The organism is Bradyrhizobium genomosp. III (assembly GCF_000261705.1).
Taxonomy (GTDB): domain Bacteria; phylum Pseudomonadota; class Alphaproteobacteria; order Rhizobiales; family Xanthobacteraceae; genus Bradyrhizobium; species Bradyrhizobium ottawaense.
This window is the reverse complement of the sequence record NZ_AJQF01000458.1, coordinates 21740-40870: the sequence shown is the minus strand read 5'-3', so window position 1 is coordinate 40870 and position 19131 is coordinate 21740. Positions and strand designations below refer to the sequence as shown.

Here is a 19131-nt window from a genome sequence, read left to right as displayed (position 1 = left end):
CCAGCCAGTCGATCGCCTACCGGCCGGCCTGCGACCAGTGCCGCGCCTGCGTCTCGGTCCGGGTCGTCGCCAACGAGTTCCGCCCCTCGCGCAACTTCCGCAAGGTGATGGCGCGCAACTCCGACATCATCGGCGAGCAGCGCAGCGCGGTGCCGACCTCCGAGCAATATTCGGTGTTCCGCGCCTATCTCGACGCCCGCCACCGCCATGGCGGCATGGCCGACATGACCGTGCTCGACTACGCCATGATGGTCGAGGACAGCCATGTCGAGACCCGCATCATCGAATACCGCAAGCGCGGCCCCGACAGCGGCATCACCGGCCGTGGCGAGGAGCTGATCGCGGTCGCGCTGACCGACGTGCTCAGCGACGGCCTGTCGATGGTCTATTCGTTCTTCGAGCCGGGCCAGGTCAGCCGCTCGATGGGCACCTTCATGATCCTCGACCACATCGCCCGCGCCCGCCGGCAGGGGCTGCCTTACGTCTATCTCGGCTACTGGATCGAGGGCTCGAAGAAGATGGACTACAAGGCCCGCTTCCTGCCGCAGCAGCGCCTCGCGCCCTCGGGCTGGCTGCGCGTCGACGCACAGGGCGACGCGGCGTCCGAGCCGCAGGATTGACCCTCACGATTGCCCCGTCCGGCCTCGCGCCGGCTTTCAGCGCGCCAAGGCTACGACGGCCTCTGGGCCGACCGCCTTCGAACTGCCCTCGCGCCCGAGGATGAATTTGAGCGCAGAGATTCCTGGAAGGAAGAAATAGCCTCCCCCCAGCGTCTGCGTAAACGCGGCCAGGGACACTTCCTCGCCGCTTGCCAATCCCGGCATGGAGAAGCTCCTGGTCGCAGCGGGCTTGCCGACGAGAGGGTCGTCCTGGTCGTTGAGGCAGACGAACCGGGGATTTCGCAACCAGCGCTGGTAGATGAACTCGAACTGCCGCTCGAGATCGGCGTTGCAGGCGATGAAGAAAATGCCCTTGCGCGGCTTTTCGTTCGCAACCTCCTCGCGATAGGGCCGCCCCCGGCGCAGCAGCCGGTGCAGCTTGACCGACTTGATGCTCGATTGCAGGTCGATGCCGAGCGTATCCCTCGGATTGACGCGGCGGATATGGGCTCCCTTCGGACAGCCAAAGCCGTTCGCGTCGTCGACACGAAAGCGAAATGCATCGGCTTCCGAATCCGAAATCGAAACGTCGGGATCGCCCTGCCACGACAATGGCTTTCCATTCTTTCGACGGCCCATCACCTTCTCGCAGACAGCCTCGCCGTATACCGCTTCAAATTTCGCGAACGCATCGACATCCTGCTCGATCTGGCGAACCGCGAGATAGGTCCCGTTCAGCGCGAAGCGGCCGCTCGTATACGTGGCGTCGCCGGGCCATCGCTTGACGTTGGGGCAATAGGTCAGCTCGTCGTATTCGTTGCGATAGCCCAGAATGAATTCCCCCGGGGCGACGACGCGGTCCTCGTAGAGGATGCCGGCATCCCGCCTGATCTTCTTGCGCTCGGCGCCGCGCTCCTCCCTGAGCTCGCTGATCACGGGCTGCGCGAGGCCATCGCGGAACCCGAAGGACTCGTACAATCTTTCTTCCTCGTCGCCCGCCTTTTGCTGGAAGGCGCAGGGATCGTTGTCGACCTTGATGACATCGAACACATCAGGATCAGGATCCAGTTCTGCCGACTTCTCCGGCGCGCTCGCCATCTCGGCAGCGCTCCGTCGCATTCTCCATTCGCCAACCAGGACATGCACGGGGCCGCCGGCACCGCCTTCAACATCGGACCAGCGCCATTCTCGCGGACTGTCCCTCAACAGCAACGCGCGCAGGTCGCAGCCCATGCCGCTGCTGAACGGGGACGGGAACGGATGCGCAGCAGTCTCGTCGCATCCGAGCTTTGCCAGCCCCAAATAGCTGAAAGCGATCGCGACGGCATCGTCGACGGGGTGGGTCCTCGATTTCCTGACATCGGCGGCACTGACCACCAGCTTCTTGTCGACGAGCCCTGCGAGCCACGCCCGGGCATCGTCCTCGCGGCCCGCCTTGATCGTCAGCAGCCAGAAGCGGCTGGTCTTCAACCAGCCATAGCCGCTTCCGAGCATTCCCTGAATGTCCGCGAGCTGTTCGGAGAGATGCGAGGCCTTCATGTTTCGATCGCCCTCATGATGAAGTCGTCGTTCCTGTCGTTGCGCTCGCCGAACAGGGCGTCGCGCAGCCCGGTCTCGAGGTCGATCTCCTCGATCGTCGCGTTGCACGCATCGAAGCGATACATGTGCGGAAGCATGCTGTCGCGGGCGTAGGACTTGAATTTCAACTCGCACTTCACGCCGCGAAAAAGCACGAAACGCGTCGGCGGAAAATCGCGCGGCACCTTGATGTCCGGCTGCCCGACCGCCGCCGATCCCCGCGGCCTCAGCGTCGTCCATCGCCAGGCCAACGTCGTCCCTATCGTCGCGCCGTTGATGAAATCGTCGAGGTAACCGCCGAAATTGCCGTCATAGTTCGAGCAGAATAGAAAGCGCCGACCGTCCTCGATAATGTGCCAATGGCCAAAATGGATACCCGGTGCATCACCGAGCCGCCCCTCCGTGAAGAACACCCGCCCAAAGAACGTCACGACGCGCAGGGACACGCGGATCCACCAGGCGCTCCAGCCGTTCGGACTGCGGATATCGGTCAGGCTGACCATGTGCGCGGTCCCACTGGCCAACAGCGCTTCGCACTGGTCGATTGACGGATGAACCTGCTGGGCCCGGGTGACATCGTCTTCGTAGGGATGAAAGAACCACTTGCTCAAGGTCGCAAACCGGCGATTGATCCAGGAGAAAAAGGACCCGATGCAGAGCAGCGCGACGATCGCAAGCACGCCGAAGAGGGCGAGCTCCCATCCCGGAACCCGCGCGGTCAAAGCCTCGATCCCTTCCATGATCGGCTTGGGATAGAAGACGAAGACCACCGCGCACACCAAAATGGCAACGAGCAACGGCACGACCACGATCCAGCCGACAACACGGGTGGAGAATGACGACCACGTCTCGGTCGGTCGTTCGAGTTCGCGGCGGACGCTGTCTACCCAGCGCCGCCACGGCGCGAACAGGGCCGGCAGCGCGACCAGGAGCAGCCATCCCAGGAACAGCAGCCCGACAAAGGCGAGCAGTGCCCTGATGCTCGCCCACACGATCCACATGCTCACACTGCTGATGACGTCCACCACGGACTGCACCGGGGGATAGGATGCGCCGACGAACCAGGTGATGGCGCCGAACAACCCGCGCGGCAGCGCGCCCAGGAGCCAGACGAGGGCCAGCCACAAGCCGAAAACCACGAGCCCATAGCCGACCTTTGCGGAGATGCTCGCACCCTTCCCGCGCCAATAGGAGCGCGGCGCAGGCTGCATCGCCCAGTCGAAGCGCGGGTCCTGGAATGCCCGCTGCGCCAGCGCAAGCGCGAATGATGCACGATCATCGCCGTACATGGCTCTCAACTTGCGTCCCTCATCCCGGGTCCATATCAGGAGATCGTGCTCCTTCCTGATCTGCCGGGCCGTTCTGTCGCGAGGACCGACGAAGCCGCCATCGGCGAGACTGAGCCACCCGATCAGCTTGTCGAACAATTGCCCGTTGCGCGCGCTCACCAGCGGAGGCCCGCCGCCGGGCCAATAGGAGCTGAAGAGCGACCACATCGCGCCGCTGGGATGATGGACCAGCCTGTACAGCATGTCCTTGGGATCGATGCCTTCCTCGACGGCAAGCTCGAGCATCAGCGACGGCGCCTGCTCCTGTGCGTCCGTGCGCGCCGGCAACAGGGCGATGGACGCGAACTGAATGACCGCAACGTCCTGAAGAAGTGCATTCAGCGCGGACTGCATGTCTCCGGAGTCCGAAAAATCCACCGCGCCGCGCCAGCCTGGCGCAATGATGCAGATCATCTGCTGCCGGACCATTTTGAGCATGGATTGTCCTTCCAATCCGTCAGACGAAGTTCACGCGCATGCGAGACATCAGCGGGCCGTCATAGGCGATGGCCTTGCCCTCGCCCCGCGTGAGCCGCAGCTCGGGCAGGATCAGCAGACCAATCAGCGCACTCGTCAGGATCTCGACCGCGTAATCCTTGGCGGGACATTGGCGGGTGCCGTATCCGAACATCAGCCAGCGCAAATCCTGGTGCGGCCCCCAATTGCGGGCGGGACAGAACCGACCGCTCTTCTTGACCACCCTGGAATCGAACAGGGCGGCGATCGACCAGATCGCCATCTTGCCGCCGGCGGAGCACGGCGCGTTGTGCCGCGCCCCGGTCTCGAATTCCGTATCGCGCGGCACGTCGCGCGCGAGCAGCGGAAAGATCGGCCGAAAGCGCATGAGCTCGAGCATGTGCTCGCGCACCAGATCGCGGAACTTGGCGTCTTGCCAAACGCCGGCCGGCCCGAGCCGCTGGGCTTCGGCCCGCAAGGCCCGGTGAACCCTGGAGCGCCCGAGCAACTCCTGCACGGCCAGTGCCCCCGACTGCACCGTGACCGGATGCGAAATCCAGGCAAGACCGGCGGCATTCCGCGTGATGGTGCTGGCGGTGCTCTGGACACCCCAAGCCTGTTCGATGTCGCGGCTCACGGCGGCGATACGTGCCCGCAACGCATCCGAGCAGAGTTCCGCCCGTCGCTGAACCCTCAGCGTCGCAGTGCTTCCGGCAAGCAGCTGGCCTGCGACATACCTGATTTCCAGGAGATATTGCCGTTGCAGCCCGGGATCGTTGACGTTGCCATGCGCGCCCGCCACCACCTTGCCCGTTGCCGCCCCGAACAGTGGATCCATTGCTCGAAACACGATCCACATCAGGTAATCGTCAATGAGGTCGAACGACTTGTTCGTCCCGAGCTGCCCAAGCTGCTGGACGCGTCGCTGAACCTCCTGATCGGCCGCGGCCGGCAGGCTCGCAGCCAGCAAAGCCAACCGGTCATCGAGCAGACGCCTGTCGTCGTGGTAGGTAGGACCCGGATCCATGCCAATCAGGTAATCGCCGGCGGCCAGATTGGCCGCATGAGCCGAGTTCGAGAAACTCTGCGGCCTGGTCAGCACACCCTTGACCGCACTGGCGCGGGCCGCCATGCCGAACCAGCCGCCCGCGAACGGCCAGAGCCGAAACAGGGCACCGACGGTTCGCAATGCCCTCGGACGGCGATTGGCCCAACAGAAGATCCCATAGGAGAGGCTGCGGAGCCCCGGCGGCATTGCATCAGGAGTGCCAGCTGAGATTTTCATGCTGCGTACCCGTCCTTCCGCCGATCTGCGAGCGCCGCAGCGGCCCGTTTCCGGTAGTGAGGCATACCCAGACGCTCCGCCGCCTCGGCGGTTCGCTTGAAATGCGCTTCGGCCCCGGCCTGATCGCCGGCCTGCCGCAGCGTTTCGGCGAGCTCGTACAGGGCTTCGGTCTGGTGTCCGTATTCCTCAGCGGCCTGCTCGACCGCCTTGCGTCCGACAGCGATCGCATCATCCAGTCGTCCGAGCTTGCGATAGGCGACACCCAGGCTCACGCGCATGAACGTCCTGCCATAGGGGCCGGCCGCCTCGTAGATGCGATCAGCGAACCCCTTCTCCAGCATGGGCACCGCTTCGGCAGCCTTGCCATTGCGCGCCAGCGCGCTGCCGAGAACGCCGGTGCACACGGACAGCATCGTCGGCACGTTGTGCGTCATGCATTGCTGCACACCCGTGCGCATCAGGGACTCGGCACGGTCGAGCTCCTCGCGTTCGACCCAGATCTGCGATTGGACCGTGTCGATCAACAGACGGGAATATGGGTGATCGATGTTCGACAGAATCTCATAGCTCTTGGCGCAGAAATCGTCTGCGGCGCCGCCATCCCCGAGGCGCCACAGCGTGCTGGCATGAAATGCGTACAGGTTGATGATCGGAATCGCAGCCCAGCCGGACTGGACATAATGCGCCGACAATTCCGGTTCGTAGTCCGACAGCAGGATGTGACCTTCGGCCGCCGCGTCCGCGTACCGCCCGAGCGCATGCAGATGCATGAGGCGGGTCTGATGCGCCGCCATCATCATGTGACGACGCTGTGCGAGGCGAGCCGCTTCCAGTCCCTGCGAAGCGTAGCCCAGACCTTGCTCGAAACGTCCGCGCATCCACAGAAACACCGCCGTCTCGGTCGAAACCGCCGCCCTTGCACGCTGATCGTTCAGTTGCACGGCGATGGCTTCAGCCCGCTCCATGTTGTCGAAGATCTCGTCGATCTGCCCGAGAGCCAGCATTGCGCCAATGGCCTCCAGCCGAAGCGCGAGCTCCAGGGTCTGGGCGGTCGTCGCGCCCTCGACGCGCCGTGCCGCCTGGATGCCCTTTTCCAGCAGCTGGACGGCCTCCTGATTGGCCGAGCGCGAGATGGCACGAGCCATCGACTTGACGGCGAATCTTGCCGCCTGCTCCCATTCCTCGCCCCCGAAGGCATGATGCGCCAGTGCCGGCGCGGCATCGACATCGGCGGCCCCGGGCTGGGCGTGCAGCGCCAGGAAGGCCTGGCGATGAAGTGCCTTGAGCCTGGCGCGCGTGAGCACCCCGAGCACGACGTCACGGACCAGCGCATGGCGGAACGCGAAGGCGTGCGATCCGTGCGAGCCCCTCGCCTGATCCGGACTCGTCAGCAATCCGGACGCGACACAAAGGCCTAGCAGTTCTTCGGCGCGCTCGAGGTCCACGGCCTGCATCGCGGCAACCAAATCGTGCGTGATGGGATCGCCCAGGATGGCCGCAGCCTCGAGCGCCGATTTTGCGGCTTCGGGCAGCCTGTCGACCCGCGCCCCGATCACCGCCGCAATGGAGCCCGGCACGCGCAGCTCTCCGAAAGGCCTCTGCAAACGGTAGGCGCCCGGGGTCCCTTCCAACGACCCGTCATCGATCAGCGTGAAGACCAGTTGCTCCAGGAAGAAGGGATTGCCGTCGGCACGCGCGACCAGTTCGGTCATGACGCCGAGCACGGACGGATCATCGCCGAGACAGGCGCGCGCGAGCTGGAGCATTTCTCCGTCGCCCAGCGGCTCGATCACGCGCTCGGAAAACCAGGAGGCTCGACGCCACTGATGGTCGAAATCCGGGCGATAGGTGACGCAAATCAGGACCGGCAGCGCCTGAAGTTTGGGAAGCAGGCCCTCGAACAGCCGCCGGCTCTCGCGGTCGGCCAGGAAGACGTCCTCGAGCACGAGCAGGAACGCGCCGGACCGCACGCGTCTGCGCACGAGCCAGAGCAGCGCCTCGCCGATCCGGCGCCGTCGTTGCGCCGGGTTCAGCGCCAGCCAGGCCTCATCCGGCGCCGCAAGTCCCAAGAGATCATTGACCGCCGCCAGATGCTCGGCGCCGTCATCGGGCCATTTCGCGATCAACGTCTGCTTGGCGGAATGCCGAATGTCCGCCGCGCTGGTTTGCGGAAGCCCGACCAAACTTGCGGTCAGATCGGTGGCGGTGCTGTAGGCCCGCGTGCTCGCATATCCTCTCGCCTGGGAAAAGCAGACTTCAACCCCCTCCCGCGCGAGGCTGTCCATCCAGTCGACGATCAGGCGCGACTTGCCGATCCCGGCATCGCCGCACAACCCGATGGTTCGCATTCCGGACCTTTGAACGGTCTCCAGGGCCCCTTCCAGGATCCTCAACGTGTCTTCGCGTCCGATCAGAGGCGCCCAGCGCTGTTTCCGCGTCAACGGCGCTGCCGCCGAACTTTCGGTCTCGACCACGACTTCATGCACTTCGATCGGATCATCCAGTCCGCGCACGATCCGCACGCCGGCGGTACGCGTGTCGATCTGCTGCGCGACCAGCCGCTGCGTCGCGGCGCTGATCAGGATGCCGCCGGGCGGCGCCATCTTTTCAAGCCGCGAGGCGAGATGGATTGTCTTTCCGTCCGCGCCGTAATGGGACCACCGATATTGTCCGACGATACCGACCAGCACCTCGCCCGAATTGATACCGATGCGCAGCGTCGGGCTGACAACGCCTCCGACGTCATGGGCTGGAATGGATGCTCTCTGCATCTTGAGAGCGGCAAGGCACGCCCGCAGGGCGTGGTCTTCCTGTGCCACGGGCGCGCCGAACAAGGCGACGAGGCCATCGCCGAGCAACTGGCTCACCGTGCCGCCATAGGTCTCGACCGCCTCAGCCAGCCGGTCCAGTGCCCTGCCGAGATAGGCCCGGGCTTCCTCGGGGTCGACATGCTGCAAAAGGGAGGTCGAGTTGCAGACGTCGACGAACAGCACGCTGACCTGCTTGTTTTCAGTCAGCATCTGCGAGCGAACGGGAAGATGATGGTGCAGCTGGACGACGTGCGCATCGCGCTCCGGGGCGCCCGGCTCCTCCGCGTTACGATTGAGACTCGCGCCACATTGAGAGCAGAAGCGATGCTCGCGGGAAATACGGGCTGAACAAGCGGGACACCTGGTCACGGCAGCACACACTCATCAATGACTTGAACGAAATTACCAACGCGTTCTGGCTTGAACATCGCCCCTTCGGGGCGCGAACCCGCTCAGCAGAAAAACAAGCTGTCGATCAATCCAAACGATCAAACCAAAAATTTCGTGCGCCAACTATATTCGCGCACAACCGATAGATGAGCCCGGAGATTTGCAGTGGCCGCTCTTGGTCCGGCGCAGGACCCGCCGATCATCCCGCCGGAAGCAAAATCAATGCTGAAACAGGGGTTATTATTGTACGCCCGGTCAGCAATTGCAACTAGTATACGCGCGCCGCACAGATTGAAAAGTGACAGTTTGCCAAATCGAGTTCCGACGCCAGGTTTTGCAACCCCTGCGCGCGAAACGGAAGCAACGTCGCCAGCCAACACATCAAACCGGGCAGACGCTCGCTTTCGCAAAGGTCATGCTCGCTGCCTGATCGGGGGGCCGTCCGGGCAAGGCTCACTTGAACGGGCCGGACAGATAGCCGCCGCCCTCACCCGAACAGCGTATCCACCAGCAGCTTCACGTTCAAAATCACGATGACGCCCGCGACGATCCACGCGATCGCCGCGATATATCCCGGAATCGCGAACTGCCCCATCTTGCGACGGTCGGAGACGAAGCGGACCAGCGGGATCACCGCAAAGGGCAACTGCATCGACAGCACGACCTGGCTGAACACCAGCAGATCCGCCGTGCCGCGCTCGCCATAGATCGCCGTAACAACGATCACCGGAACGATGGCGATGCCACGCGTGAGCAGGCGGCGCGCCCAGCTCGGCAGACGCAGGTCGAGAAAGCCTTCCATCACGATCTGGCCGGCGAGCGTCGCCGTCACCGTCGAGTTGAGGCCGGAGGCGAGCAGCGCCACCGCGAACAGCGTCGAGGCGATGCCGAGGCCGAGCAGCGGCGATAGCAGCTCGAAGGCCTGGCCGATCTCGGCAACGTCGGAATGGCCGCTCTTGTGGAAGGTTGCGGCTGCGACCACCAAGATCGCGGCATTGATGAACAGCGCCAGCATCAGGGCGATGGTCGAGTCCGTCGTCGCCCATTTGATCGCCTCGCGCCGGCCGGTGTCGTTGCGCTCATAGGCGCGCGTCTGCACGATCGAGGAATGCAAATAGAGATTATGCGGCATCACCGTCGCGCCGATGATGCCGATCGCGATGTAGAGCATTTCCGGGTTGGTGAAAATCTCGCTCTTCGGCATGAAGCCGTGCAGGACCTCCGCCACCGGCGGCGCCGCAGCCACGATCTGGACCGCGAAGCAGACCGCGATCACCGCCAGCAGCGCGATGACGAAGGCTTCGAGGAAACGGAAGCCGCGGTTCATCAGGAGCAGCAGCAGGAAGGCATCGAGCGCCGCGAGCAGCGCGCCGCCGATCAGGGGAATGCCGAACAGGAGTTTGAGCGCGATCGCCGTGCCGATGACCTCTGCGAGATCGCAGGCGATGATCGCCGCCTCGCAGGCCAGCCAGAGCAGCAAATTCACCGCCGGCGAATAGGTGGCGCGGCAGGCCTGCGCAAGGTCGCGGTCGGTGACGATGCCGAGCCGTGCCGCCAGCGACTGCAGCAGGATCGCCATCAAATTCGAAAGCAGGATGACCGACAGCAGCGTGTAGCCGAATTTGGAGCCACCGGCGAGGTCGGTCGCCCAATTGCCGGGGTCCATGTAGCCGACTGAGACCAGATAGCCTGGGCCGACAAAGGCGAGCAGCCGGCGCCACCAGCGGCCAGCGGCCGGAACGGCGACCGTGGCGTTGACCTCGGCGAGACTTTTGGTGACGGGCGCATCAGCGCGCCAGCCGGCGGCGTCGGGACTCAAATCAGGCGATCGGGCATCCATGGGGCGAGAATACCGAAATCGAGTCTTATTGCAACTCATTTGCAACTGCATCTAGCGGCATGGGTTCCCGTTCCTGCCGTTATTCGCCGCCGTGTCGGGAAGCGGGTGGGTTTGACGGCCGTTGGCGCCGGATACTGGCGCCTACCCGACTTTGCAGGAAATGAGCCATGTCAAACCCGCCTCGCCTCCCCGACACCTTTGGCCGCCTCGCCTGGTCCAACCTCGCGGCGCAGTCAGCCGAGCAGATCGCGTTGGCCGCAGCTCCCATCGTCGCCGTGCTCACGCTCGGGGTCGCCGAAGGCCAGACCGGCCTGTTGCAGACCGCACTGACCCTGCCCTTCGTGCTGTTCGCGATCCCGGCCGGCCTGCTCGCCGACCGCATCTCGCGTCGCTCGCTGATGGCCGGGGCCGAGGCGCTGCGGGCGGTGGCCCTCGGGACAATCGTGCTGCTGCTCGCGCTCGGCGCCCTCAATCTTCCGCTGCTGGCGCTGCTCGGCTTCGCAGCCGTGTGCGGCACAGTGGTCTACAGCGTGGCCGCGCCGGCGCTGGTGCCGTCCTTGGTCAGCTCTGACCTCCTGCCGGCGGCGAATGCCCGCATTGAGCTGGCGCGAACCGTCGCCTTCGCAAGCGGACCCGCCCTCGGCGGCGCACTTGTGGGATGGTGGGGCGCCAGCCCGGCCTTCGGCTTTGCCGCGGGGCTCTCGGCCATCGCTGTCGTGCTGCTCTCGGGCATCTTTGAACCCGCGCGTGCCCCCGCCCCGCGGCGCCATCCGCTCCAGGACATCCGCGAAGGCGCGGCCTTCGTATTCCACCATCCGCTGCTGCGGCCGGTGTTCATCACCCAGTTCATCTTCAACACCGGCTGGTTCCTGCAGATCGCGGTGTTCGTGCCCTATGCCGTGCGCCATCTCGGCCTCACCGCCGCCGGCGTCGGCACGGTGCTGACCATGTACGGCGTCGGCATGGTGATCGGCGCGCTGTTCGCAACGCGCGTGATGCAGCGGCTCGCGTTCGGCACCGTCGTCGGCCTCGGCCCGGTCACGGGTTTCGTTGCAGCTGTTGTGATGGCGCTGACGGTACTGATCCCCTCGCCCTGGCTCGCGGCGTTGAGCTTCTTCCTGCTCGGCGTCGGGCCGATCCTGTGGGTGATCTCGACCACGACGCTGCGCCAGTCGGTGACGCCGCCGCGCCTCTTGGGCCGCGTCTCCGCCATCAACATCATGAGCTACGGTGCCCGCCCGCTCGGCTCGGCGCTGGGCGCGATCGTCGGCGGCCTCTGGAGCGCGGAAGCCTGCCTTTATCTCGCGGCCGCCGTATTCGGCGTGCAGGCGCTGGTGATCTGGCTGTCGCCGGCCGTGGCGCTGGACCGGCAGCCGGACATGGTGGGGGATGAGGTGGCGGTGCGCTGCTAGTTACGCCGACATTGCGAGGAGCTCTTCGCGACGAAGCAATCCAGAATCCCTCCGTAGAAAGACCCTGGATTGCTTCGCTGCGCTCGCACTGACGGTGTGTGTTTGCTGCAGCCGGGCTAATTCGCCAGATATCGCTCGTAGCTCCCCGTCACAGGCTCGCTGGCATCGACCTCGGGATCGAGCGTGTAGAGATCCTGCGCGCGGCCGATGCCGCGTAGCGCGTAGCGGCCGGTGGACACGAGATAGCGCCGGCCGGCGGCATCCAGGCCCTTGTAGAATTCCGCCGATGCCAGCAGCTCGCGGTCGACCGAGCGGCTCATCGAGGCGATGCGGCTGACTTCGTTCACCGTCGGCCCGACAACCGTGAAATCGAGCCGGTCCTCGCTGCCGATATTGCCGTAGAAGACCTCGCCGACATGCAGGCCGATATAGGCCGACGTGGTGGGACGGCCGTCGGCCTCCCGCCGCCGGTTCAGCGCCGCGACGTTCTTGCGGAACAGATGCTCGGCGCGGAGCGCAGCGCGCCGCGCATCCGCCATGTCCTCACCCCAGAACATCGCGAGCACGCCGTCGCCGATCAGCTTGAGCACGTCGCCGCCGGCCTCGTGGATCGCGTCGATCACGGCCTGCGCATAATCGTTGAGGAACGGGATGATCTCGTCGGGGCCGATGCTCTCGCTGATTCCGGTCGAGCCGCGCAGATCGGAGTACCAGAGCACGGCGTTGATGCGCTCGGTGACGCCGCGCGAGATGCGGCCGCGCAGCACCTGCTCGGAGGCGTCGCGGCCGAGATAGACGCGCCCGAGCGTGCGCGCGATGTCGACCTGCTGCGCCGATTTGATCGCGAGCCCCAGCACCGGGACGAGATCGCGCAGCGCCTCCAGCTCACCCTCGCTGAAGCCGCTGTCGCGGCGCGTGGTCCAGCAGGAATAGAGGCAGTCCATCAGGCCGAGCGCGCCATTCTCGCCGAAGCGGTGCACGAAGGCGAGATAGTGCTTGTGGCCCTTTTCGGCGAGCTCGCCGATCTGCGAGAAATCCATCGACGGCGCGTCGGCCAGATCGATCACCATCTCGTCGTGGCCGTGCTCCAGCATGTGGAAGAACACCGAGCGGCGCCAGCTTGCGGCGGCGTCGCCCTCGGCGGTCGAGCCGTATTCGAACGCGTCGCTCTCGTTGCTGGGACGGTCGCTCCAGCGGAAGCCGCGGCCCTCGTAGATCGGATGCAGCGTGTCGATCACGACCAGCGCACGCGACAGCTCCAGCCCTTCGGCGCGGCAGCGCTCGCAGAAGCCGCGGAGCAGGTCGATTTCGGGAAGGCCCGTGAGCCCCTGGCCGGTCAGCCAGTTCATCAGCGCAAGGCGCGAGGTCAATTGCATACGCCATTATGGCGTGCATTCGTGACGAGCGGAAGGCCACGCGCGAACGTCATGCAACCAAGGCGCCCGCCTGCAGCAGGTCGAATATGCCGCAACCGCTGTTGACGCACTGTCGTGCCGGCTGCAAATGGAACCGATGTCCCTGCCGACCAGAAATACAAGACTATGAGCCAGCGCCAGCTTCCGATCATCCTGGCGCTCGGGACCACGCAGACCCTGGCCTGGGCGTCCAGCTATTATCTGCCGGCGCTGATCGCCGATCCCATGGCGCGCGACCTCGGCGTCTCCTCCAACTGGATCTTTGGCGCGTTCTCGGCCTCGCTGGTGATCTCGGCGATGCTCGGCCCGCGCATCGGGCGTCAGATCGATCTTGTCGGCGGCCGGCAGGTGCTGTCGGCTTCGAACCTGACGATTGCCGCCGGCCTCGCGCTGCTTGGCTTCGCGCATTCCGTCCCGGTGATGGTGATCGCCTGGCTCGTGCTCGGAATCGGAATGGCGATGGGGCTCTACGACGCCGCCTTCGCCGCCCTGGGGCGCATTTACGGCACCGAGGCGCGCAGGCCCATCACGGGTATCACGCTGATGGCGGGCTTCGCCTCCACCGTCGGCTGGCCGCTCACGGCCTGGGGCCTGTCGCATATCGGCTGGCGCGAGACCTGCTTTGCCTGGGCGGCCGCCAACATCCTGATCGGCCTGCCGCTCAATTTCTTCGTGCTGCCGACGATCAAGGGCGCCAAGCAGGCGGCGGCCGCGGCGGAGAAACCGCATCTGCCGCTCGACCGCACCATGATCCTGCTCGCCTTCATCTTCGCGGCGGTCTGGACCGTCACCGGCGCGATGGCCGCGCATTTCCCCCGCATCCTCGAGACGACGGGCGCAACGCCGGTCGAGGCGATCGCGGCCGGCGCGCTGATCGGCCCGGCGCAAGTCGGCGCGCGCATCCTGGAGGCCGGCTTCCTCAGCCGCTTCCATCCGTTGTGGTCGACCCGGCTCGCCTGCCTCACCCACCCGATCGGCGCGGTGATCGTTGCGATCTTCGGCGGCGCCGCGGCGAGCGCGTTCGCGCTGTTCCACGGCTCGGGCAACGGCATCTTGACGATCGCGCGCGGCACGCTGCCGCTGTCGATTTTCGGGCCGAAGGATTTCGGCTACCGTCTCGGCATCATCGGCGCGCCGGCACGCATGGCGCAGGCGGTGGCGCCGCTGACCTTCGGCCTGCTGATCGACCTCATGGGCGCCAAGGTGCTGATCGTCTCGTCCGCGCTCAGCCTGTCGGCGCTGGCGGCGCTGTTCCTGGTTCGCACCAAGCCGCGGCCCGATTGACCATGCCCGAGGTTTCAAGCACAAGCGGGCCATGACCGAGGACGCTGGCCCGCCCCGCACATTCAAAAGCCTCCTGCGCTGGGCCACCACCCCGCCGCAGGCCTGGGGCGTCTACCTCCTCGCCCTCCTCTTGATCTGGCTGATCTCATTCTACGCCGGCACCCTCAAGCCCAAGAAGACGCCGGACGCGAGCCCGCCCACAGTGACGGCACCAAAAACCTAAGCCGGCTAATCGTAAAACTCCGGCGCCATTTTCTGGCTGTCGCGCTGGGCCTTGTCGTGGTTGATCCAGAGCTGCGCCTTCTCGTTGGCCAGCGTGTCGGCGATCTTCTGCATCGAGGCCGCGCTCTGGTCCTTGTTGACGTTCATGCTGGGGACGCGGCGGTTGTCCCAATTATCCCTAAAATGGACGGCGTCGCCCGACAGCACTACCGCGCCGGTCTTCGGCAGTTTCACCAGCAGCGACTGGTGTCCGGGCGTGTGGCCGGGCGTCGACAGGATGGTCACGCTGCCGTCACCGAAGACGTCCTTGTCGCCTGTGAGCAGCTCCACCGGGTGCGAGGGCTTGAAGCGCGGCTCGTTGTTGGCGCCGGGCCAATCATATTCTGCCTTCTGCACGAAGAGCGTCGCCTGCGGGAACAGCTCGACATTGCCGGTGTGGTCGGGATGCGTGTGCGAGACCGCCATCGCCTTGACGTCATCGGGCTTCAGCCCAAGCTGTTCGATCTGGGCGGCAAGCGTCTTCGGCCGGCGCCAAGTGACGGCCTTGGGATCGGCGGGCACGAGACCATTGGGCATGCTTGCGACGGAATCGGCGATGCCGGTGTCCCACAGGAACCAGCCCTTGCTGTGCTTGACGAGATAGCAGGTGTCGACGAAGTCCATCGTCTTGCCTTCGTTCAAGCCTGGCGTCCAGCGCGAGATATCGCCTGCGGTGCCCTCGCCGCAGTTGAGCACATAGAGCTTCTCGACGCCGGCCTTTTCCGATTGCGCCAGCGCCGCGGAACCGGACAAAGCGAGTGCAGCGATGGCGACAGCGAACGTGATCCTGGGCATCATTGTTCCTCCGGTAGAGCTATGCGGGCTGCGACCGAGGATCAACCCCGGCCGCGCCGCGGAATTCCGCTTGCGCGGTTCACGTCAATGCGGGCATGTCTCGACCTCCACCGTGATGTGGCTGAGGCCCTTCAATCCGGCGAGCCGCCGCTTGTAGACCGCCGGCTGCTTCGGCTTGTCGGACACCACCGAGAGCAGGACGGCGCAATGGCCGGGGCCGACCTGCCAGAGATGCAGGTCGGTGACGCGGTCGTCGCCGACCTCCATGCGCGCCCGGATCACCCGCTCCAGCTTCTCGTCGGCGCGCACGTCGAGCAGCACCGCGCCTGACGTCTTGATCAGGCCGAACGCCCAGCTCGCGATCACCACGCTGCCGATCAGGCCGACCGCCGGATCGGCCCAGACCCATCCCGAATACATGGCGACGGCAAGAGCTGCGATCGCCAGCACCGAGGTCGCGGCATCGGCCATGACATGGACATAGGCCGCGCGAAGATTGTTGTCGTGATGATGGTGATGGCCGTGATGATCATGGTCGTGGTCATCATGCGCATGGCTGTGGCCGTGATCATGGCCGTGATGGTGATGATCGTGGCTGTCGCGCAGCAGCCACGCGCTGGCGAGATTGACGCACAGTCCGAGGGCGGCCACCGCAATCGCCTCGCCATAGACGATCGGCACCGGATTGATCAGCCGCAGCACGCTCTCATAGGCAATCTCGACCGCGATCAGGCCGAGGATGATTGCGCTGGCGAAGGCGGCGAGATCGCCGAACTTGCCGGTGCCGAAGGTGAAATGCGCATTCCCCAGGTGCCGCCGCGCGAATCGATAGGCGAAGGCGGCGATCCCGAGCGCGGCGGCATGCGTGCCCATGTGCCAGCCGTCGGCCAGCAGCGCCATCGAGCCGAACAGCGAGCCGGCCACGATCTCACCGACCATCATGACCAGCGTCAGGACGACCACGAACCAGGTGCGCCGCTCGTTCTCGTCGTGCTTCTGGCCGAGGAAGGCGTGGTCGTGGGTCCATTGTTCGATGGAATGGGAATGCATCGAATTCTCCAGGAGATTCAGCTCTGTTGGCGGACAGTATAGTCGCCGTGCATCACTTTTCGAAGGTCCAATCATCCCACGGATTGACAGTGCTTCCTAGTTTCGCTGTAATCCGCGCCATGGGGATTTGAGCGATCTCCCCACGAGGCGACATGCCCAAGTATCGCGTCCCGTTCGATTTATGCGAGGACGCATCATGTCTACGTTCACGACCATATCATCTGACAAATTGGCACGGCTGATCGGCACGGCGAACGGCCCTGCCCTGATCGATGTGCGCACCGACGAGGATTTTGCCGCCGACCGACGGCTGATCCCCGGCTCCATCAAGCTCAGCCACGACAATGTGACGGACTGGGGCGGCGACTTCGCCGGCCGCCGGGCCGTCGTCTCGTGCTTCCGCGGTGAGAAGCTCGCGCAGGGCACGGCGGCCTGGCTCCGCCAGCTCGGCGTGGAGGCCGAGACGCTGGAGGGCGGCTTCGAGGGCTGGAAGGCGGCCAAGCTGCCGCTGGTCGACGCCCGCAAGCTGCCGCCACGCGATGCCAAGGGCCGCACCGTCTGGGTCACACGGGCCCGCCCCAAGGTCGACCGCATCGCCTGCCCCTGGCTGATCCGCCGCTTCGTCGATCCCAATGCGGTGTTCCTGTACGTGGCGCCGTCCGAGGTGGTCGCCGTCGGCGAGCGATTCAGTGCTGCCCCCTTCGACATCGAGAACGTGTTCTGGAGCCACCGCGGCGAGCTCTGCACTTTCGACGTGATGATCGAGGAGTTCGGCATTGCGACGCCGCCTTTGCTACGGCTGGCCACGCTGGTGCGCGGCGCCGACACCGCGCGGCCCGACCTCGCGCCGGAGGCGCCCGGCCTGCTCGCGGCCTCGCTCGGGCTGTCGCGGATGTATGACGACGACCTCGCGCAGCTCGAGGCCGGCATGACGCTGTACGACGCCTTCTACCGCTGGTGCCGTGATGCCACCACCGAGACCCACAACTGGCCGACCAACAAGGTGAAGGCTTAATGGACACCCGTAACGTTCAAGCTGGGGCTGATGCCGGTCACGGCATCAGCTTCGGTGAAGCCTTTCGCGTCTGGCTCCGCGTCGCCTGCCTGAGCTTCGGCGGGCCTGCGGGCCAGATCGCGGTGATGCACCGCATCCTGGTCGAGGAGAAGAAATGGATCTCCGAAGGCCGCTTCCTGCATGCGCTGAACTACTGCATGCTGCTGCCGGGACCGGAGGCCCAGCAGCTCGCGACCTATGTCGGCTGGCTGATGCATCGCACCGCCGGCGGACTGATGGCGGGCGGCCTGTTCATCCTGCCCGGCATCATCGCCATCATGGGCCTCAGCTACATCTACGCCATCTACGGCAATGTCAGCTTCGTCGAGGCGCTGTTCTTCGGGCTGAAGGCCGCCGTGCTCGCCATCGTCGTCGAGGCCGTGGTGCGCGTCGGCAAGCGCGCGTTGAAGAACCGCGTCATGATCGCGCTGGCGGCAATCGCCTTCGTCGCGATTTTCTTCTTCGCGGTTCCCTTCCCGATCATCATCATCGCCGCCGGCCTTATCGGCTACGCTGGCGCGCGGAGCGGCCGTCCCGAATTCGCCCCCGCCGGTCACGACCATGGCGACAGCACGGCATTGATCGACAGCATGCTCGGCGAAGCCGTGCCCGAGCATGTGCGTCCCAACACCGCGCGTGCGATCGGCGTCGGCGCGTTCTGGCTGGCGCTCTGGCTCGTGCCGGTGGTCGTGTTGCTGCTCGCGCTCGGGCAAGGCAACGTGTTCAGCCAGATCGCGCTGTTCTTCTCCAAAATGTCGCTGGTGACTTTCGGCGGCGCTTATGCCGTGCTGGCCTATGTCGCCCAGCAGGCGGTCGAGCACTATCATTGGCTGAAGCCGCACGAGATGCTCGACGGCCTCGGCATGGCCGAGACCACGCCGGGCCCGCTGATCATGGTGCTCCAGTTCGTGGGCTTCATGGCCGCGTTCCGCGATCCGGGCGGCCTGTCGCCGTTGTTGGCTGCGACGTATGGCGGACTGCTCGCGACCTGGGTCACCTTCACGCCCTGCTTCCTCTGGATCTTCGTCGGCGCGCCCTATATCGAGCGGCTCCGCGGCAACACGGGCCTCGCCGGCGCGCTCAGCGCAATCACCGCCGCCGTCGTCGGCGTGATCCTCAACCTCTCGATCTGGTTCGCGTTGCACACGCTGTTCCGCGAGACGGTGCCGGTGCATGCGTTTCCGCTGGATTTCGACAGGCCGGTGCTGACGAGCGTCGATCTGCCCGCACTGGTGCTGGCAATCGCGGCAGCAACTGCGATCTTCCGGTTCAAGCTGGGGATGCTGACCGTGCTTGCGGGCTCATGCGCGGCCGGGGTGGCGCTGCGGATGGCGGGGGTGATTTGAGGCACGTACTCGTCGGTTCGTTGTGTCGGGTTTGCGGTTGGAAGGCGACATCGAAGCCGACGGAGCTGCATGGTGGCTTTGGGGCCAGGAAGAGACACGGCCCCAGCACATTGGCGCGGCCAGAAAACGGGCGACGCCCGAGACATTCATTTCAGCTCAGATGGCAGCTCCGGCCAGCAAGAAAGTGCCGCCAAGTGCGACCATTACAAGTCCAGGCCAGTTCGATTT

General features: G+C 65.3%; 14 protein-coding genes. 6 read left to right on the top strand and 8 right to left on the bottom strand.

Features of this window, described 5'->3' with window-relative positions:
• A partial coding sequence (locus tag IC66_RS0136470; RefSeq protein WP_038950909.1) for an arginyltransferase occupies positions 1 to 620 on the top strand: 620 nt, incomplete at its 5' end.
• 36 nt (positions 621 to 656) lie between these two features.
• On the opposite strand, the gene IC66_RS0136465 is transcribed toward IC66_RS0136470, so the two are convergent.
• From IC66_RS0136465 to IC66_RS0136445, 5 genes are all read right to left on the bottom strand, one after another.
• The gene (locus IC66_RS0136465; RefSeq protein WP_038950908.1) at positions 657 to 2138 is read right to left on the bottom strand and encodes a Dyp-type peroxidase; all 1482 of its coding nucleotides are present in this window, start codon (positions 2136 to 2138) and stop codon (positions 657 to 659) included.
• A complete protein-coding gene (locus IC66_RS0136460; RefSeq protein ID WP_038950907.1) occupies positions 2135 to 3943 on the bottom strand; it encodes a hypothetical protein in 1809 nt (602 codons plus the stop codon). The genes IC66_RS0136465 and IC66_RS0136460 overlap by 4 nt, the downstream gene beginning before the upstream one ends.
• A 19-nt stretch (positions 3944 to 3962) precedes the next feature.
• Complete coding sequence (locus IC66_RS0136455; RefSeq protein WP_240536456.1) at positions 3963 to 5093, bottom strand: cytochrome P450; 1131 nt, start codon at positions 5091 to 5093, stop codon at positions 3963 to 3965.
• A gap of 149 nt (positions 5094 to 5242) precedes the next feature.
• Positions 5243 to 8266: an adenylate/guanylate cyclase domain-containing protein gene (locus IC66_RS0136450; protein ID WP_244429226.1), complete on the bottom strand. Its 3024-nt coding sequence runs from the start codon at positions 8264 to 8266 to the stop codon at positions 5243 to 5245.
• Between the two features lie 667 nt (positions 8267 to 8933).
• Positions 8934 to 10286 (bottom strand): Nramp family divalent metal transporter, encoded by a 1353-nt coding sequence (locus tag IC66_RS0136445; protein ID WP_038950904.1) that lies wholly within the window; start codon positions 10284 to 10286, stop codon positions 8934 to 8936.
• A 167-nt stretch (positions 10287 to 10453) separates the two neighbouring features.
• On the opposite strand from IC66_RS0136445, the gene IC66_RS0136440 reads away from it, so the two are divergent.
• Positions 10454 to 11698, top strand: coding sequence for an MFS transporter (locus tag IC66_RS0136440; protein ID WP_038950903.1), 1245 nt, complete (start codon positions 10454 to 10456; stop codon positions 11696 to 11698).
• A gap of 116 nt (positions 11699 to 11814) precedes the next feature.
• Here the strand turns inward: IC66_RS0136440 and IC66_RS0136435 are convergent, their stop codons facing one another.
• Positions 11815 to 13074: an adenylate/guanylate cyclase domain-containing protein gene (locus IC66_RS0136435; RefSeq protein WP_028144267.1), complete on the bottom strand. Its 1260-nt coding sequence runs from the start codon at positions 13072 to 13074 to the stop codon at positions 11815 to 11817.
• Between the two features lie 165 nt (positions 13075 to 13239).
• Here IC66_RS0136435 and IC66_RS0136430 point away from each other — a divergent pair, with 165 nt between their 5' ends.
• Positions 13240 to 14397: an MFS transporter gene (locus IC66_RS0136430; protein WP_028144266.1), complete on the top strand. Its 1158-nt coding sequence runs from the start codon at positions 13240 to 13242 to the stop codon at positions 14395 to 14397.
• 31 nt (positions 14398 to 14428) lie between these two features.
• Positions 14429 to 14620, top strand: a complete 192-nt coding sequence (locus tag IC66_RS0136425; protein WP_028144265.1) for a hypothetical protein — start codon at positions 14429 to 14431, stop codon at positions 14618 to 14620.
• A 5-nt stretch (positions 14621 to 14625) separates the two neighbouring features.
• Here the strand turns inward: IC66_RS0136425 and IC66_RS0136420 are convergent, their stop codons facing one another.
• Together IC66_RS0136420 and dmeF are read right to left on the bottom strand one after the other, a co-directional pair.
• Entirely contained in the window at positions 14626 to 15456 is an 831-nt protein-coding gene (locus tag IC66_RS0136420) for an N-acyl homoserine lactonase family protein (protein ID WP_028144264.1), read from the bottom strand.
• Positions 15457 to 15537: 81 nt separating this feature from the next.
• Positions 15538 to 16503, bottom strand: a complete 966-nt coding sequence (dmeF, locus tag IC66_RS0136415; protein WP_038950902.1) for a CDF family Co(II)/Ni(II) efflux transporter DmeF — start codon at positions 16501 to 16503, stop codon at positions 15538 to 15540.
• A gap of 196 nt (positions 16504 to 16699) precedes the next feature.
• Here dmeF and IC66_RS0136410 point away from each other — a divergent pair, with 196 nt between their 5' ends.
• Complete coding sequence (locus tag IC66_RS0136410) at positions 16700 to 17518, top strand: chromate resistance protein ChrB domain-containing protein (protein ID WP_038950901.1); 819 nt, start codon at positions 16700 to 16702, stop codon at positions 17516 to 17518.
• A complete protein-coding gene (gene chrA, locus IC66_RS0136405) occupies positions 17518 to 18903 on the top strand; it encodes a chromate efflux transporter (RefSeq protein ID WP_028144261.1) in 1386 nt (461 codons plus the stop codon). The genes IC66_RS0136410 and chrA overlap by 1 nt, the downstream gene beginning before the upstream one ends.
• The last annotated feature ends 228 nt before the right edge of the window (positions 18904 to 19131 follow it).

What these genes read in the sequence shown, in the direction of transcription:
- IC66_RS0136465 (WP_038950908.1), bottom strand. Translation starts at nt 2,138, where the DNA reads ATGAAGGCCTCGCATCTCTCCGAACAGCTCGCGGACATTCAGGGAATG.
- IC66_RS0136460 (WP_038950907.1), bottom strand. Translation starts at nt 3,943, where the DNA reads ATGCTCAAAATGGTCCGGCAGCAGATGATCTGCATCATTGCGCCAGGC.
- IC66_RS0136455 (WP_240536456.1), bottom strand. Translation starts at nt 5,093, where the DNA reads ATGGCGGCCCGCGCCAGTGCGGTCAAGGGTGTGCTGACCAGGCCGCAG.
- IC66_RS0136450 (WP_244429226.1), bottom strand. Translation starts at nt 8,266, where the DNA reads ATGCTGACTGAAAACAAGCAGGTCAGCGTGCTGTTCGTCGACGTCTGC.
- IC66_RS0136445 (WP_038950904.1), bottom strand. Translation starts at nt 10,286, where the DNA reads ATGGATGCCCGATCGCCTGATTTGAGTCCCGACGCCGCCGGCTGGCGC.
- IC66_RS0136440 (WP_038950903.1), top strand. Translation starts at nt 10,454, where the DNA reads ATGTCAAACCCGCCTCGCCTCCCCGACACCTTTGGCCGCCTCGCCTGG.
- IC66_RS0136435 (WP_028144267.1), bottom strand. Translation starts at nt 13,074, where the DNA reads ATGCAATTGACCTCGCGCCTTGCGCTGATGAACTGGCTGACCGGCCAG.
- IC66_RS0136430 (WP_028144266.1), top strand. Translation starts at nt 13,240, where the DNA reads ATGAGCCAGCGCCAGCTTCCGATCATCCTGGCGCTCGGGACCACGCAG.
- IC66_RS0136425 (WP_028144265.1), top strand. Translation starts at nt 14,429, where the DNA reads ATGACCGAGGACGCTGGCCCGCCCCGCACATTCAAAAGCCTCCTGCGC.
- IC66_RS0136420 (WP_028144264.1), bottom strand. Translation starts at nt 15,456, where the DNA reads ATGATGCCCAGGATCACGTTCGCTGTCGCCATCGCTGCACTCGCTTTG.
- dmeF (WP_038950902.1), bottom strand. Translation starts at nt 16,503, where the DNA reads ATGCATTCCCATTCCATCGAACAATGGACCCACGACCACGCCTTCCTC.
- IC66_RS0136410 (WP_038950901.1), top strand. Translation starts at nt 16,700, where the DNA reads ATGTCTACGTTCACGACCATATCATCTGACAAATTGGCACGGCTGATC.
- chrA (WP_028144261.1), top strand. Translation starts at nt 17,518, where the DNA reads ATGGACACCCGTAACGTTCAAGCTGGGGCTGATGCCGGTCACGGCATC.